The sequence below is a fragment of the Asaia sp. W19 genome (genome assembly GCF_003994335.1).
GTDB lineage: Bacteria > Pseudomonadota > Alphaproteobacteria > Acetobacterales > Acetobacteraceae > Asaia.
The window spans coordinates 50,725-67,738 of record NZ_PNQZ01000031.1 but is presented as its reverse complement, the minus strand read 5'-3'; the positions used below and the strand labels follow the sequence as shown (position 1 = coordinate 67,738).

At 55.4% G+C, this 17,014-nt stretch carries 12 protein-coding genes; 9 read left to right on the top strand and 3 right to left on the bottom strand.

The window, feature by feature from the left end; translation table 11 throughout:
* Positions 1-7 precede the first annotated feature (7 nt).
* The 3 genes from fliM to C0V97_RS07330 all read right to left on the bottom strand — a co-directional run bounded on the left by fliM (position 8) and on the right by C0V97_RS07330 (position 3,646).
* Positions 8-1,018, bottom strand: coding sequence for a flagellar motor switch protein FliM (gene fliM, locus C0V97_RS07340; protein ID WP_233582031.1), 1,011 nt, complete (start codon positions 1,016-1,018; stop codon positions 8-10).
* Positions 1,019-1,196: 178 nt separating this feature from the next.
* Positions 1,197-1,715 (bottom strand): flagellar basal body-associated protein FliL, encoded by a 519-nt coding sequence (gene fliL / locus C0V97_RS07335; RefSeq protein ID WP_127101980.1) that lies wholly within the window; start codon positions 1,713-1,715, stop codon positions 1,197-1,199.
* 212 nt (positions 1,716-1,927) lie between these two features.
* Positions 1,928-3,646: a flagellar hook-basal body complex protein gene (locus tag C0V97_RS07330; RefSeq protein WP_127101979.1), complete on the bottom strand. Its 1,719-nt coding sequence runs from the start codon at positions 3,644-3,646 to the stop codon at positions 1,928-1,930.
* Positions 3,647-4,147: 501 nt separating this feature from the next.
* On the opposite strand from C0V97_RS07330, the gene C0V97_RS07325 reads away from it, so the two are divergent.
* The 9 genes from C0V97_RS07325 to C0V97_RS07285 all read left to right on the top strand — a co-directional run bounded on the left by C0V97_RS07325 (position 4,148) and on the right by C0V97_RS07285 (position 16,685).
* Entirely contained in the window at positions 4,148-5,467 is a 1,320-nt protein-coding gene (locus C0V97_RS07325; protein WP_127101978.1) for a PAS domain-containing methyl-accepting chemotaxis protein, read from the top strand.
* Positions 5,468-5,651: 184 nt separating this feature from the next.
* The gene (flgK, locus tag C0V97_RS07320) at positions 5,652-7,220 is read left to right on the top strand and encodes a flagellar hook-associated protein FlgK (RefSeq protein ID WP_127101977.1); all 1,569 of its coding nucleotides are present in this window, start codon (positions 5,652-5,654) and stop codon (positions 7,218-7,220) included.
* A gap of 18 nt (positions 7,221-7,238) precedes the next feature.
* The gene (locus C0V97_RS07315; protein ID WP_127101976.1) at positions 7,239-8,324 is read left to right on the top strand and encodes a flagellin; all 1,086 of its coding nucleotides are present in this window, start codon (positions 7,239-7,241) and stop codon (positions 8,322-8,324) included.
* On the top strand, positions 8,324-9,730 hold the full coding sequence (locus C0V97_RS07310) for a tetratricopeptide repeat protein (RefSeq protein WP_127101975.1): 1,407 nt from the start codon (positions 8,324-8,326) through the stop codon (positions 9,728-9,730). Before C0V97_RS07315 ends, C0V97_RS07310 begins: the two co-directional genes overlap by 1 nt.
* Before the next feature lie 297 nt (positions 9,731-10,027).
* Positions 10,028-10,813 carry a flagellar basal-body rod protein FlgG gene (flgG, locus tag C0V97_RS07305; protein WP_023980023.1) on the top strand — a complete coding sequence of 262 codons (786 nt, stop codon included), beginning with the start codon at positions 10,028-10,030 and terminating at the stop codon, positions 10,811-10,813.
* 7 nt (positions 10,814-10,820) lie between these two features.
* Positions 10,821-11,819: a flagellar basal body P-ring formation chaperone FlgA gene (flgA, locus tag C0V97_RS07300; protein ID WP_233582030.1), complete on the top strand. Its 999-nt coding sequence runs from the start codon at positions 10,821-10,823 to the stop codon at positions 11,817-11,819.
* A 32-nt stretch (positions 11,820-11,851) separates the two neighbouring features.
* A complete protein-coding gene (flgH, locus tag C0V97_RS07295; RefSeq protein ID WP_127101974.1) occupies positions 11,852-12,574 on the top strand; it encodes a flagellar basal body L-ring protein FlgH in 723 nt (240 codons plus the stop codon).
* Between the two features lie 787 nt (positions 12,575-13,361).
* Complete coding sequence (locus C0V97_RS07290) at positions 13,362-15,143, top strand: methyl-accepting chemotaxis protein (RefSeq protein ID WP_127101973.1); 1,782 nt, start codon at positions 13,362-13,364, stop codon at positions 15,141-15,143.
* A 228-nt stretch (positions 15,144-15,371) separates the two neighbouring features.
* On the top strand, positions 15,372-16,685 hold the full coding sequence (locus tag C0V97_RS07285; protein ID WP_127101972.1) for a methyl-accepting chemotaxis protein: 1,314 nt from the start codon (positions 15,372-15,374) through the stop codon (positions 16,683-16,685).
* Positions 16,686-17,014 lie beyond the last annotated feature (329 nt).

Sequence of the window (17,014 nt, the reverse complement as noted above, 5' to 3'; positions counted from 1 at the left end):
CGGGGGATTAGACCGTCGCTCGCGGTTCGGAAGGTACGTCGCTTGGGTTGTGAATGTGGGGACTATCTTCCGGGACAAGCCTGTGGTCAATCTTGACGGCCGCCTTTCCTGAGGACTGACCAAGATGACCCTCGAATAGAGTTGTCTGATTGCATTGTAGAGTGACAGGCAGCGTATTTTTCACCTTGTGAGGGAAGACAAGCTGCGTGCCTGGCTTCATCTTGAGCAATGTGGAAAGAGGGACGGTCTGTTCCTCCAGAACGGCCAATATCTCGGCATCTGTCTCCATGATCTCGGAGATCAGATGGTTCTCCCACACTGAATCGCGCCCAAACCGCTCTCCCATGAATTGCTGGGAGAGGAGGTCGCGCACGGGTTCAAGGGTCGCATAGGGAATGACGAGGTCCATATTGCCGGTCCTGTCTTCCATATCGATATGCATTTTAGATGTGACAACCGCATTCGAGGCTCGAGCGATGGCCGCAAACCGCGAACTCACTTCAAGCCGCTCGAATACGAGATCAACCTGACACACCGGACTGAATGCGATCGACAACTCTCTCAATGTGAGCGTCATGAGTTTTTCTATGAGGGTACGTTCTATCGCGGTATGAGGCCGACCCTCGGTGCCCGAATGTCCCTTGCCGCGCGGCCCCCCCATGAGGATATCGATGATAGAGTAGGCCAGTGCCGAGTCTATGACGATAAGGCCATAATTTTCCCACTGCACAGCTTTGAACACTGCGAAGAGCGAGGATGAGGGTACGCTGTTAACATAATCGCCAAAACACATGGAGCGCGTATACTCCATCGTGATTTCGACATTGTCATTCGTGAAGTTTCTGAGGCCCGTTGTCAGGAGCCTCACGAGCCGGTCCAGAACGATCTCGAGCATAGGCATGCGCTCATAGGCGACAAACCCGGCTCTGATGACGCGCTCCATGCCACTCTCGTGGCGCTCGGGCAGGTCGCTGAATGCGCCTCCAAGAAGGTTATCGATCTCGGACTGATCGAGCATTTCGCTTAATGTCTCGTCCGGTGAAAAATCATTGGGGACATCATTAAAATAGTCGCTGCTGAAGTCACTTGTAGAAGCAGCGCTCTCTGAGCCGGGGGCGGGCGGTATATGATCTTCTCTGGGAGGCATGACGCGACTCTACCTGGATATAGGGGCTCTGTAGATATGCAAATTTGCCTTATTGGATGAGGAATTCGGTGATGTAGAAGTTCGTGATGTTCAGAGGCGCGATCTCGATGCGCAGACGTCTCAGCAGTGTCTCACGGAGCCTGTATACGCCATTGCCTCTTATTTCCTGTGGGCGTGTCTCATGCAGATACGTCTGGAAAATATCCTGGATCTGCGGAATGTACCGGCGCAGGGACGCCTCATTTTGTACGCCCGCAATCTCAACTCGCGCCGTCATCTTGACGTATACGGGGCGTCCTTCGCCGTTATCGAGGCTTGAGATGATCGATGGCACGGCCAGAATGGTTGTTTGTGTGGGAGCCTGACCTGCAGGATCTGCCGAATCCTTGTGAGAAAATAGCCAGCCCTTATGGATCGCAAAGTAGCCCGCGCCCCCAATGGTCAATAGCAACACCAACGAAGAGACGATGAGAATGAGACGTTTGCGTTTTGGTTGAGCCGTCTTTCCGAGCCGATCCTCCCCAACAATATTGATGTCGAGATCATCGTTCGCACGGGAGTCACTCATTTGTTTATTGCTCACCTTCTTCGGGCGTTAGTTTGGTCGAGGGGCGCAGGCGCGTGACATTAAGGGAGCCACGCACGCGTACAAAAGTATCGACTCCGAGAGTACGCATGACGTAACGCGGGAAGCTCCGCATAACGCTAAAAGCGCGGCCTCGACGTGACACCTTACGGTGTCACGGGCGTGGCCATAAGCGAAGCTTCGAAGCCCCGTGGTTACTGCTTCATGGCAATCGTCGCTTGCAACAGCGTATCAGCAGTGGTGATGACCTTAGTGTTTGCAGAATAAGCTTCCTGCGCCACGATCAGTGCAGAGAGATCACTCGTGAGATTTGTCGTTGAGGATTCCGTATAGCCGACGGAAAGCGTCCCCGTCCCGTTGGCGCCCACAGTACCGATGGCGGGATTGCCCGATGCGGAGGTTGCCGTATAGGCTTGCCCGTCCACCGCATTAAGACCATTTACATTGGCGAAGTTGGCAAGAGCAATTTTTCCGACGAGCTGTGACGCGCCGTTGCTGAACTGAGCCATGACCGAACCATCGCCCTGTATCTGCACACCCTGATAGGTGCCCGTGCCGATGCTATCGGATGTCAATGCCGTTGTATCCAGACCGAGCGAACTCGATGTGGAGAGGAGCGGGCTAGCTGCGTTGGTCATGTTTGGAAGATTGACCGTGTAAGCCTGCCCGTTAATTGTCGCGGAGAGGCTGGTCGGAGGCGAATTTGCTGTCCCATTGGCATTGAAGGTAATTGAACTCGAAGCGCTCAGCGCGGCGCCAGTTGACGAGTTTATCGCCGAGACACTCCATGTCGGGGGGGAGGCGGATGTCTGTGACCAGCGTAGCGAGACGGGTGTGCCAGAGACCTCGATTGGCGATGTCATGTAGCTCTGATTTGAGCCGGTCGTGGTTCCGATCTGCGCGCTATTTTCAGTCAGCGTTGCATTTGCGCTGTCTAGCGTCAGGCTCGAGACTGCACTCTTACTGGCCGTCCCTGTAGACTGCGCCATGATCGTTCCACTCGTTCCGCCAATGGTGCCGAGGGAGAGATTGATCGTCTGGGTGGAGTTCGTGCCGTAGGAGGCCGTGATCGGCAAGGTAACGGCAGCGCCGCTCGCCGTTGATCCAACGGCCGCCCCGGTCGAATCAGTCACGCTTGCCAGCGTGCCGTTGCTGTTAAAGGTGACGTTATAGGTGTTGTTCGCCTGATTGATTGCCCCGGTGCCATCCGCGTCGTACGCGCTCGCGGTCCAGACCAAGGGATTGGTTGTGCTTTGCGACCAGGTAAGCGCTACGTGATGCTGGGTTGCGTTCGCATCGTAGACTGTCACTGGAGCCGTCGTGTAGGTTTGCGCATCGGCGGCGGTGTAATTTGCCGTGTTTGCCGGCATCGTCCCTACCGTTGCGGTAAGGGTGAGCGTGTTCGTCTGGGGCGGACGATAAGCCACGTTTCCGACATTAATCTGTGTCACAGTCGTTCCGAGTTGGCCGGAAGACGGATCGACCATGTAGCCGTCCATATAGTAGCCGCTCGTATTAACTAGATAGCCCTGGTTATTTTGGGAAAACTCGCCGTTCCGGGTGAAATAGCTTTGGTTGGAAAACTGCGTCGTGCTTGTGCTGCTCGCTCCGGTCGCTTTCGAGACAACGAATAGTCCGTTTCCAGAAATGGCCGAGGAAAGGCTGTTGCTGCTGCTTGTCGGTGTTCCCTGATCGTCAACGTGCTGCACGGTGATTGCAGAAACTGAATCCGAGACGTCTGCGGAAGCTGTGTTGCCTATCAAGGAACCCGCGACGAAATTCTGAAACGCTGTCGTATCGGCCTTATATCCAACAGTCTGGCTGTTTGCGATGTTGTTGCTCAAATTCGTAAAGGCAGTCGACTGCGCGTTTATGCCGCTGACAGCCGTCGTGAGCGCATTGAATACTGACATTGGGTGTCCTCGACCTTTGTGCCGCGGGCTGCTTCGCCTGCCGCTATGGGCATTAAATACGAAACATCCAAATGTTAAATGAACGAGACAAGATAAAAATGCACAACGCCTTAGGCGGATCGGCGGCAGTCGGCCCGAGCTGAGAGCGCGGACAGCAACATTTTCCGAGCGACATGAAGCCTAGCGGCACATTGGGTAGCACGCGCTGACGGAAACGCAAGCTTTGTTACGATGTTTTTCCCGATGTCCGGCGACGGCGCATACCGAGTGCGGTAGAGGCGGAAATCTGCCGAGTCCTGGCCCCGAAATGCGCCAAATGAGGACAATAAACCTTTCGTTAACCATTTGCACGAACATATGAGTTGACCGGTAGAAGGCCGGTTCATCTGGGAGTCGCGTCAAAGTCGGCGCTATTAAACTGATCTTCACCTATGTGGCTTAGGGTCCGCATTGACCAGCCCTCCCTCAATTTTTGACAGCCTATCTCCGGAGTAAGAATCGATGCTCAAGTCGTGGCCTGGTGGCTGGGCGGATGCCAAAGCCAAGCTCAATGCGCTTGACCGTGCGCTGGCATTCATCGAATTTGATATCAACGGCATTATTTTGAATGCAAATGAGAATTTTTGCGAAGCGATGGGGTATCGTCTCGATGAAATTATGGGGCGGCATCACAGGCTTTTTGTCGATGCCGCTTACTCTGCAAGCGCTGACTACGCCTCATTTTGGCGTGGGCTAGCCCAGGGCGTTTTTTGCACTCAGGAATGTGTCCGGATTTCGAAGAGTGGATCTGAAGTGTTGCTTCAGGCAAGCTACAATCCGGTCAGAGATGTGTCCGGTAAGGTTTACAAAGTCGTCAAGGTTGCGGCCGTCATCACGGGACGCGTTCGGGCGATCGACGATGTCGGCAAGGGATTGGCGCGTCTGGCGGATAATATCCTGAGTTTTCGCCTCAATGGCGAGATCGATCCCACATACGAGAAGCTGCGGGAGGATTTCAACAGGGCGATCGCCAAGTTAGATATAACTCTCGGGGGCGTTGCTGCCTCGGTGGGGACCGTTGCGAACGGCGCGAATGAGATCGTTGTCGCATCAAATGATCTCGCACAGAGAACGGAAATCCAGGCAGGGAATCTCGAGCGCACTGCGGTTACGTTGAACCAGATTACAGCGCGCGTGTCGCAGGGGGCCGATAGTGCCAAAGCTGCTGCTGCGTCAGCATCATCGGCAAGGGGAGAGGCCTTGGCGGCGAGCAAAATCGTCGATGATGCGGTTGTCGCGATGGAACGAATGCGCGAGGCATCGAAGTCGATATCGCAGATCACAGGAATGATCGAGCAGATTGCATTTCAGACCAATCTGCTGGCGCTGAATGCGGCGGTCGAGGCGGCGCGTGCGGGTGAAGCCGGGCGAGGTTTTTCCGTCGTGGCTACCGAAGTTCGTGCGCTCGCCGAGCGATCCGCAAAGGCCTCTCAGGAGATACGTGTCCTCATCTCCGAAAGCACGGCCCACGTGGATCGTGGCGCGGGTCTCATTGTCGATGCAGGTTCCGCTTTGGGCGGGATTGTCGAGCGTATATCCGGAATTGACGGTCTTCTCTCAGAGATCGCTGTCGGGTCAGAGGACCAGGCTGAGGGCCTCGGGCAGGTGAACCAGGCGGTCGGACAACTTGATCGCGTCACTCAACAAAACGCGGCGATGGTTGAGGAGGCAACTGCGGCGGCAAATAGCCTCGGCGTTGAAGCGGGTCGCCTGAAGGGGCTTGTGGCGGAGTTCACCCTCAGCGAGGCTGTTCCTGGTAAGGCGCCGGCCATCGCAGCTTAGGGCCTGTATAAGGCGCCTGGCCATAACATGGCGAGGCGCCCCCTGCTCGAAGATCGTCTGGAAACCTTTCTGAAACCATTTGTCCTTACGAACTGCGTTATAAGTTACAAACCCCGTGAAGATAGGCCTTTTTATCCTGGTCCATCCTGGATGATTTCCGCCTTCCTCTGCTGACTGGACTCCTATGAACCTCCTGGCATCCCTCTCTATTGCTACGGGTAGTCTCAGTGTCATTGAGGCACAGTACGCAGTGACCGCCAATAACGTGGCGAATGCGAACACAACTGGATATGTGCGCGAAACAGCCGCGACACTCTCCTCCGTGGCTGCGGGCTTCGGAACCGGGGTGCGGATCGGCAACACGCAACTCGCAATCAATCAGGCCTTGCAGGCGTCACTTTACCAGCAGAATGCTCAGGCATCATCCTACACGGTGATGAGTAATTCGCTTGCCTCTGTCTCATCCATACAAGGCTCGACATCGGCGGATTCAGGGAGTACGTCTTCGCTTTCAGATCAGCTCGGAAATTTGCAGAGCGCGCTCATTTCGTTGACCTCGACGCCGACACAGAGCGCCTCCCAGACTGCTGTCATCAATAAGGCATCAGCGTTGACAACGACGGTTCAGACCCTCGCTTCGACCTATGCATCACAGCGTCAAGCGGCAGCAGATGGGGTTGTGTCGGACGTTTCCTCGATCAACTCTGGCCTCACCCAGATCGGGGCGCTGTCTCAACAGATCATCAAGTTCAAAAGTCTGGGTCAGAATACGGCAGATCTCGAAAATCAACGTCTCGGCGTGATGTCAGACCTGTCCTCAGAACTGAGCGTCTCGTTTTCGACCAAGGCCAATGGCGATATGATCGTGCGTACGGCGGACGGCACACAATTGCCGACAAGGCCGGACCAGATTGGGCAAGACGATGCGACACAGACATTGCCCAGCTCTACGTGGCCGCTTTCGACATCGAGCGCGACCCTTTCGAGCAGTTCTTACTACAGCGCTCAGAACAGCAATTCCTCTATACCGGGGATCACGCTTTCCGGTCAGGATATCACGTCCAGCCTCACGGGGGGTAGTATCGGGGGCAATATTGCCTTGCGCGATACTGTCTACCCTCAGATGCAGGCTCAGCTGGACTCATTCTCATACACGGTGATGAACCGGTTCAGCAGCGCAGGGCTCCCGTTATTCGTTACGAGTTCCGATGCGGGTGCCTCCAGCTCACTTCAAGGCAGTGATCTGACCAAGCCTGTTCCGCAGGGGATTGTCGGGCTGTCCTCTTCGCTGAGTGTTAACAGCGTCTACAGCAACGATCCGTCCCAGCTCACGACTACGACCAACAGTGACGGGACCACAAGCACTGGCGTCACCACAACTGTCAGCAACGTGCTGACAGTAGGATTTGGTTCAGACCCCTCAGACGTGAACGGTACGCTTGCAGCACCATCTACTAATCTTGGTCCTGCCGGGTCTCTCTCGACCGGCTATACCGGTAACCAGGGACTTCTGGCCCTCTCTGCCGCCCTGACTTCCAATCAGGGGGCAACGATCGCGGCAGCGAGTTCCGGCGTCACCTCGAGCACCGCGGTGGTCACCCTGCTGCAGACCAAGGTTGCTGACGTTTCCGGCGTCAATGTGAATGATGAGATGGCGAAGACGGTCGCTCTTCAGAATGCCTACACGGCCAATGCGAAGATAATTTCCACCGTCCAAACCATGTTCAACGCACTCTTGTCCGCAATCCAGTAAGCGTTTCGGGGAACTCTCATGAGCAGTTCGATAGGCCAGTTCGGAGGGTCGGCTCTCTCCCTGATCCTCGAAGCGAGCGTCAAGGATCTCAACGCGCAGCAGGAGGTGGCTACGTGGCAAAGTAGCACCGGAATCACCGGGGCCACTTATGCTGATCTCGGGTCGTCACGATCGACGGTGCTTAGCCTTACTCCCAAGGTTACCCAGGTCGAAGCCTGGCAGTCGAATATCACAAACGCGCAGAGCACGCTCTCTGTGACTGCGACGGGCCTGAATCAGCTCGTTTCCCTTGCTCAGACGCTTTCGACCAATCTGCTCGGGATTTCAGGGACCGCGACGACGAGTCAGGTTGCCGCAGCGTCTTCCTCCGCGACGAGTGCGCTCGCGAGTCTGAAAACTGTCCTCAACACCAGCGACGGTGCGAATTACGTGTTTGCCGGGACAGATAGCAACACGGCACCTATCAAAGGGAGTGGCACGCTTTCATCCAGCAGTTTGGCGGAACAAATTGCCGCAAGCGTCCAGTCGCTCAACGGGACAAATGCCAGTGCGGTCTTCTCCCAGGCGACCACACTTGCCGGGTCTACTGACCAAGCGCTCACGGTATTCTCGGCGTCCCTTTCCGTATCGCCTTCGCAGGCAGTGTCCAATCAGCGGGCGATTATGAGTGGAACCAATGGGACAACGAGTTTCGGCATCGTGGCGACGCAGTCCTCAACGACTTCGTCAAGCTCGGACAACTCCACCGGTTCCCCCATCAGGGATCTGATGCGCGACTTGATGGCAGTTTCCTCCATGAGTGGAATGTCGTCCAACACACCTGGCTTTTCGGATCTTGCAAAACAACTCTATGCGTCCCTCGGTACGACCATCAGCCAATTAACGGAGCAGGAGGGGGCGGTCGGCGCCACGCAAAACAGCCTTACAGCGCAGTCGACCCTTCTGACGGGGGTGTCCTCCATGCTACAGACGCAGCTGGGGGACGCACGGAATGCTGACATGGCCACGGTCGCGACTAATGCCGCGAATATCAAGACAGCACTGAATGCTTCATACATCCTGATTTCCAACATGAAGGGCATGACGCTCGCGGATTATTTGTGATGACGCATCCGCAGGGTAGCGCAGAGGCGCTCCAACTTGCTGGCAGCTACGAAGCGGCCGCGGCAGCCTATCAGGCGCGGCTTCAGAGCTCTCCCGATAATGCGCGCACGCTGAGCAATTACGGCGGACTGCTCAATCTGCAAAATCGGTTTACCGACGCCCTCGCATTGCTGGGGCGTGCAGTCACGCTGGATCCAAACTTGCCTGATGCCTGGTCAAATATCGGCAATAGTTTTCTGCATCTGAGTCAATACGAGAATGCGATAGCGTGCTATCGCAACGCGCTTAGGCTCGATCCTTCGCACGCTCTCGCCCTGAGTAATATGGGTGTCGCTCTGGATCATCGAGGGGACCACGCGCTGGCGCGAGGATTTCATGATGCTGCCGTTCAGATCGATGGTCAGAATGTCTACAGCCGGACGAACCGCGCGGTGTCCCTCCTTCAAAGCGGGGACTATCTCGAGGGTTTCGCGGAATACGAGCATCGCTGGACGGCTATACGTGCCAACAGTCAGCCAACGGATAAGCCGCGTTGGGCGGGCCAGGAAGCCCAGGATCAGACCCTTCTCGTCTTCACGGAGGGAGGTTTCGGGGACGTATTGCAGTTCTCGCGACTGGCGCCGATAGCAGCTCGTCGCGTTGGGCGGGTCATTTTGCGGGTGCGGCCAGAGCTCGTCTCCCTCCTGAGACGCAGCTTATCCGGTGTGCTCGTGACCTCGGAGGCCGATCCGCTTCCTGAGTACGATCTGGAATGTCCCGTATTGAGCCTCCCGCACGCGTTGGGGATCACGCTACCTGCAATTCCTGATGCGGGCAGATATCTGTTTGCTGACCCTCTCAAGATTTCGTGGTGGCGCGATTTGATCGCTGCAGACACGGACGGCGCCAAGAGCGATGCTTTCCGCGTCGGACTGGTCTGGGCAGGCGCTCCGCACCCTGAAATTCAGGCCGCTTTTCTGGCGGACCATCGACGCTCAATGGATCTGGGTCAGTTGGCTCCATTGGGAGAGGTGGCACGGCACCACAGTTCTCTCGTATTTTACAGCTTGCAATTAGGGGAGCGTGCCGGTCAGGCCCTTTCGCCAGCGGAGGGAATGCGCGTCGTTGATCACACGGCGCGTATAGCGAGTTTTGACGATACCGCCGCGCTCATCAGCACTCTTGATCTGGTGATCGCAGTGGACACTTCTACCGCCCATGTTGCTGCGGGCCTTGGTAAGCCCACATGGCTTTTGTCCCGGTACGATCAGTGTTGGCGGTGGCTTTCCGGGAGGAAAGATTCGCCATGGTATGAGTCGGTGTGCATTTATCAGCAGACTAATCCGCTCGATTGGACGCAGCCTGTTCTGAACGTCGCCGCAGATCTTGAACGCTTGATCGTGCAGGGGCGGTCTTCCGTAGAGTAGGCTCGGTGACGGTACGGGCGTGTCCTAAAAGACGCGGATGGGACCGATTTCGGATTTTCTGGAAAGTTTCATTCCTCGACCCTCGTATTGTGCAACAAAGCGTTGTAGGCTGTAACCAGCTCGTGATGACCGCCGTTGCGGTTGGCGAGGGATCAATTTTGCTTACCTGAAAATTTACCGTTCGCCTGATATTAGCGCGGAGTAGTCCTCTGGAAAGCGGCCCCTCTGCGAGCACAAACATTATAGTGATGCTGAGAGCGGTGCCGAGACTGCTCTGCGGGAGATTGTCTTTAAATGATGAGATCGCTTGATATCGCGAATACGGGCATGCAGGCCCAGACGACGAACGTGGAGACAATTTCGAACAATATCGCGAATATGACGACGACTGGTTACAAGCGCCGTCGTGCGGAATTTCAGGATCTCATTTATCAAGACCTGCGTCGCGCCGGTACGATGAGCTCTGATACGGGCGACCTCGTTCCTGCGGGGGCTCAGGTGGGTCTGGGTGTCAGAACCGCAGGTATCTATCGTATCAACGAGCAGGGCACGCTGGAACAAACGGGTAATTCGCTCGATCTTGCGATCGAGGGGCGTGGCTATTTCCGTGTCACGCTGCCATCGGGTGAATATGCCTATACTAGGGACGGAACATTTTCCCTTTCGGAAGACGGCACGATCGTCACGGCTGACGGATACCCGCTCTCTCCCAATATATCTGTTCCGAATAACGCCGAAAACATCACAATCGATCAGTCAGGGCAGGTGCAGTACACATTATCGGGTCAAACGACCGCGCAGGTGGCCGGACAATTACAGCTTGCAACGTTCCAGAATGAAAATGGCCTGACTGCGATGGGTCAAAACCTTTTCACGGAGACGACCTCGTCCGGGACCGCCAATTTAAGCACGCCGCAAAGCGAGGGCTACGGCTCGGTCCGTCAGGGGTTCGTTGAAGAATCCTCGGTCAACGTCGTCACCGAGATTACTGCCTTGATCACTGCGCAACGCGCTTATGAAATGAATAGTAAGGTCATTACCGCTTCGAACGAGATGCTACAAACCCTGACCAATCTGCGGTGACATGGAAATGCGGGGGCTCACGATCGCTCTGATGGCGGGACTGATGCTGGTCTGCGTAACCGGGCCTGGCGATGCTGCGACGCTGCGCAGTTCGTCAATGATTTCCGCATCCACAGTCCGCCTCTCCGACATATTTTCCGGCCTAGAGCCGGGGCAGGATCGCGTACTCGGGCCGGGTCCCGCTCCTGGAACGAGTATTCAGGTCGGAGGTCAGCAATTGATTGCCTTGGCCGATCAGTACGGCGTTGATTGGGAGGATCAATCATCTTCCGCCTCAATGACCATTACCCGCGCAGGCAGAATTCTGGATGAAGCCTATTTCATCGCGTTGATACGGAAAAACTTGCCAGATCTCGGCGAAGGCCCTGTTTCCATCGCACTTCATGATTTCCATCCGATGATGGTATCGTCAGACGAGGCCGAGCCGGTCGTGCTTTCTGACGTCAAGTGGGATCAGCGAAGCGGCTGGTTTTCTTCCACTGTCTATAGGGCGCATCCTTCAGGGGATTTGACGTCAGACTCGTTCATGCTGACTGGCGTTGTACATGCCACTCAACGCGTGATGGTCTTCACTCACTCCCTTCCAGCTGGAAGCGTGATTACCTCGGCTGATGTCAGGATGGACGAGTCCTATGCCGGGCATATTCCGTCTCGTGCCGTAACCGATGAAAGTGAAGCCGAGGGGCAGACGGTCAGCCGCGGTGTCGTAGCTGGCGCCGCGGTCATCGCTCAAGATCTCCAACGGACCGTTCTTATGCACAAGGGAGACCCGGTTCTGATATCCTATGTCGCGCCAGGGTTGAGGCTATCGATTGCGGGACGGGTTTTGGAAGATGCCGCAGCCCGTCAGCAGGTACGGGCACTTAACGAGGCAAGCGGCATGATTGTAAGCGGACGGGTCATGGATAGTTCGAACGTTGAGGTCGAATTGACGAGCCATCCCGTGCCTTCTGACCCCAATACGATGCGTCGGCTTTCGGCGTCCCTGCGCAATCCCGCGCCTTGACAGATTATTGGCGATAAATAGGCCCCGATACGATGAAACTTGTGCTCTCAGGTGGCTCGTTAATTGCTCTGCTTCTGCTGAGCGGCTGCACGTCGTTGGCTGATCTGACAGAATTGGGGCATCCGCCTAGAATGACGCACACCTCGGATCCGACCCAGTCTCCGGATTATCGTCCGGTGACCATGCCCATGCCGCCTCTTCAGCCCCCGCCGACAGAAGTGGGCAGTTTGTGGCGTTCCGGCAGTCGCGCTTTTTTTAAAGATCAGCGCGCCTCTCAGGTAGGGGACCTGATCACGATCAATGTCAATATTTCTGACAATGCAGCTCTGAATGATAATACGACTGTTGCCGGGAGCGGTTCGCAAACATTTGGTATCCCGAGCTTTTTCGGTGCACAGGGTAAGGTACTATCCAGCAGCAGCGCGCTCGATACCAGTAGTGCAAGCGCGAATACCGGGGCCGGTGTCATTCGCCGCAACGAAACGGTCACTCTCGCTCTCGCTGGGACGGTGACGCAGGTTCTGCCAAACGGCAATTTTGTTGTCGTTGCGAGGCAGGAAGTACGTATCAATGGCGAGTTGCGTCAACTGATGGTCAGCGGGGTTGTGCGACCCCAGGACATCACCGAGGACAATATCGTTACCCACGACCGCATTGCGGAGGCGAGGATATCCTATGGCGGTCGTGGGCAGTTGACCACTGTACAAAGCGCTCGTTGGGGACAGCAGATCATGAACGGTGTGCTGCCATTCTGATCTGTCACCTCGATGCTCTACAGCTCAGCTTTCTGAATGGATAGTCCGGAAAACCGAGATCGAAAGCGGTGACGCGGTGAAATGCCCCGGCGCGTCAATGTCGAAAGCCAGGCTAGGAAAATGGAGCCGGCAAGGCTCCATCTCGACGCTGGCCTAACTGACACACTCGCCATATCTGACCCACGAGTTTTTTTTTAAGGGTTCTTCTCGCTTAAAGCCCCGCGATATTTCTGCCGAATCGATACAGAAGTATGGATCCCACCAAGGCTTTCCAACGCGCGTGGCTATGTTCTTTTAACGATTGGCCCCTACGAATCGAAGCTCTCGCTAGAAATAGATGATTGAGAGTATCGCATGCTAACGAAATTATTGGTCCTGTGCGCAGGCTTGGGGATCGCAGAGACATTATGCGTGGCGATATTGTCCGGTATCGGAGAATGGCTCGCGGATTTCGATCAATTCAATGGATCCTTGGAAAAACTAACGGCCATCTGCGAGATTTCAGCCGTGCTTTCTTTTTCGGGCGCAACGTTGTTCGGTTTTCTGAAGATGGCGCTGAGACCGGGCTTACCAAGCAACTTTGAGAAGCAAGATATAACCTCCGGCTAAGCGCTCATACCATTTTACAGCAGGGCTGTTCCTCGTCTTATAGGGCGGCAAAAGCGTTTTCCAGGATCTGATGTTGAGACGGTGTTTCGATAGCGGAATATCGCTCATCGGTGAGACGATTTTTTAATAATTATGGAGGACGAATGGGGGGTACGCTGAGAAAAGGCTCAACCTCCCCATGTTCAATGTCCTTCTCTTCAAAACCAAGATTGCGCTGGTTGCAATAACATTGACGCTTGTGACGTTCATCGGTGCCGGGTTTCTGGTGAGTAACCAGTTACAATCTGGCTCGCGATATCGATCCTTCATTAATTCTGATGACCGCGGCACCATTATGCTTGCGCGTATCAGTGATAAGCTGAACGCATTATTGTATGCTTCTCACTTGCTCATTGACCAGGCTGGCAGCCCCTTCATCGGTGATGTCGTCACACGCTTCCAGAAGGACATGAAAGGGACGCGAGAGATCTTCGCTGAAGCGGTGCGAGTCGATCCGCGTCTTATCCCGACGCTCGATCCGCTCTTGTCACGCTACGGCACCTTCGAACAGCAACTCAACAGTCTTCTTGCCGCACTGAACAAAGGGGATGTGGCGAAGATGCGCCTGATCGCACAGGCATCTGATCAGGATGGTGTTCATCTTGCAATCGACATCGGTGCCATTACCGGCCGCCGTATCACTCAGGTTGAGATCGCCTCGAACCGTCTCGCGCAGGAGACGAGTGTTTCCGTACGCAATTGTGTCATCGGTCTCGTCCTTGTTCAGATCATCATTCTCGTCATAACCCTCCTTATGAGCCAGAGAACAATCGTTGCGCCGCTCCTGAGGGTCCGTGATCGCATGCTTGGGATTGCTGAGGGGCGTTTGGACGACAATATCCCCTGCCTCGAGCGAGGGGACGAAGTGGGTGACATGGCCAAGGCTCTCAGCACGATCCAGGCCGGGTTGCAGCAGGCCAAGGCTCAAGCTGCCGAGCAAGCGGTCGAGCGAGAGGCCGTGGCGAAAGAGCGGGCCGAGAATGCCGCGCGCGTTGCCAAGGAATTGGAAGAAGAATCCCGTGCGGTCGAAGCCATACGCAACGGCTTGGCAGCTGCCGCCGAGGGCAATCTAGTTTATCGTATAGACGTGCCGTTGCCGCAGCGCCTTCAGGTGATGAAGACCGATTTCAACGATGCATTCGAGCGGCTCAACCAGACATTCTCGGTTATCCAGCAGAGCGTTATGGCGATCGGCTCCGGCACCGGAGAAATTTCTGTCGCCTCGAACGACATGTCGCGCCGCACGGAGCAGCAGGCGGCGAGCATTGAGCAGTCGTCGGCGGCCATCGAACGTGTTGTCAGTATGCTTAAAGATGCCGCCGATAGTGCCAAGAAGGCAGCAACCGTAACGGATGACACCCGCCTAGGAGCCGAAAAGTCGGGCTCGATGGTCCATAATGCCGTCAATGCCATGAGCCAGATCGAGAGCAGCTTCGCCCAGATTAGTCAGGTGATTGGGCTGATCGATGAAATTGCTTTCCAGACCAATCTGCTTGCCCTGAACGCGGGCATCGAGGCAGCGCGCGCAGGAGACGCGGGGCGCGGATTCGCCGTGGTCGCAACAGAGGTGCGGACCCTTGCGCAGCGTTCCACGGAAGGCGCGCGTCGGGTAAAAGAGATGGTATCAAGCTCGAGCGATTTCGTCTCCGATGGTGTCCGGCTCGTGCGCGAGGCGGGAGGCGCATTGGGCGTCATCCTCAATCAGGTAGCCGAGATCGACAAACTCGTTGCCGAGATTGCCCACTCTTCGACTGGGCAGTTCTCAGCAATGCAGGAGATCAATCTTGCAGTTGGCGAGATGACGAGATCCACACAGCAAAATGCTGCGATGGTAGAGGAGAATACGGCCGCCATCTCTTCGCTTGATAAGGCTGCAAGTGTTCTGCGCGATCGGGTTGCCCAGTTCCAACTGGAAAAATAATTCCTGTATCTGCACGCCGCTGCATGCAGTTTCTGGCCCGGTGATCGCATGCAACGCGATTGCCGGGTTTTTTTATGTGAGGGGATAAAATAAGATTTAACGAATAATGCGTTGTGAAGGGATACAGATCACTCGGCGGACGTGTAATTGATTGATCGCGAGCGGTATTTGTTCAAGTCCGCGTGCAGATCGTCTGTCATATATTTGTCATATATTGTGGGGTTAACCATGCTCGATACTCGGAACGGCGCATCAAGTTCTGCTCGCGGCGTCCATGAGCGCGCAATCCCTGCGCTGTATATGTCGGATATTGTGGAGGATGTCCCCGTTCTAAGAGCAAATGACATCGGCGCGACGCTCAATACGCTTTTTACTGGCCAGGCTGATTTGATGATGGTCGCCATTGTCGCTGAAGATGGGCGGCCGCTCGGGATTATTGATCGACAGTTCTTCTTCGGGGTAATGTCCGGTCGATTTGGCCGCGCCCTATACACGCGAAGACGTGTGGACTTGCTCGTGCAGAGCGAACCAAAGATTGTCGAGCACGATGTCGCAATAAGCGATTATACGCAGTTTTTGTTAAACGCCGATGTAAACGATCTCTATCAGGGTTTTATCGTCGTTCGGGAAGGACGTTACCTCGGTGTGGGGTCAACGCTCTCCCTCGTCCGAGCGATAAGCCGGCAAAGTGAAGAGTCTGCGCGTTACTCCAAGCAGACCGCAAACGACCTCCGTAGAGTGATCACAACCATTTCGTCGAGCGTGAAGACAGTCCATCAGGTCTCGGCGTCGATCAGGGAGGGAAGTCTGGCGCTTTCGGGGCGCACCCACAGGCAGACAGAGGATCTGACTGTGACCGCTTCGAGTATGCGTGAAATGAACGATGCCGTTCAGGCGACCGCAGAGAATGTCGATGCTGCTCGGCACCTTGTTTCCGATGTCAACGAGAATGCCGCCGCCTTCCGTATTGTGGTGGGTGAGACGGTCAAGGCAATCACGGAGATAGCAACGCGTTACCGTGATATGGTCGAGAGTCTCGGTCTGATTGAGGATATCAGCCTTCAAACACGGCTATTGTCATTCAATGCAGCGGTCGAGGCCGCGCATGCCGGTCAGGAAGGTAAAGGTTTCGGGGTCGTCGCTGATGAGATCAGAGCGCTGGCACACAGGTCAGCCGAAGCCGCACAGGTAATTGCCACGCTTGTCGCTGAATCGCGAGAGAGAATGACGATTGGGGTGCGTCTTGCCGAGAATGTGGAGCATGGTTTGGAACGAATTGTACGACAGGTCACAAGCGTCGACGAGCTCATCCGCGATATACGTGACACGACCCAGCAGCAGGCTTCCAATATTGGTGAGATTAATAGGAATATCAAATCGATCGAAGAAATTGCTGGAGACAATATGTTCATGACTGCCGGGGTTAATGAGACCTGTCTCGATCTCGATAGCAGGATCGGTTCTTTGAACGAATTTTTGAAGTCCTTCTCTCCTTCCGGAACCGAGGACGCATCCTCCGGTGTCGACTTGGAGTTCTCTTGACAGGATTAGAGGTCCTGGCCACCGCACATATCACCGTTGCAGAATCTGATGCGTCGTCGAGACGCATTAGGCTTTGTGACATAGGGTATGTTCGCGCTCGTGTGGTGCCCATTACGAAAGCAGAGACCGTGACTGACTGTTGAGGAGAACATTTCTAGCGCCTACGCTGCTCGCCAATTACGCCTCCTCGGTCCCATCATCATGGACCATTGGGGGAGAGCCTTTACTCTCTGCTCATCCCGCGCGGATCCTAGGCACGAGTACGCCTTTCCATGACGGTTCCGCCAGAATGAAATTTCAATGGCGGCGTGACTCACCCGAGCTCCGAC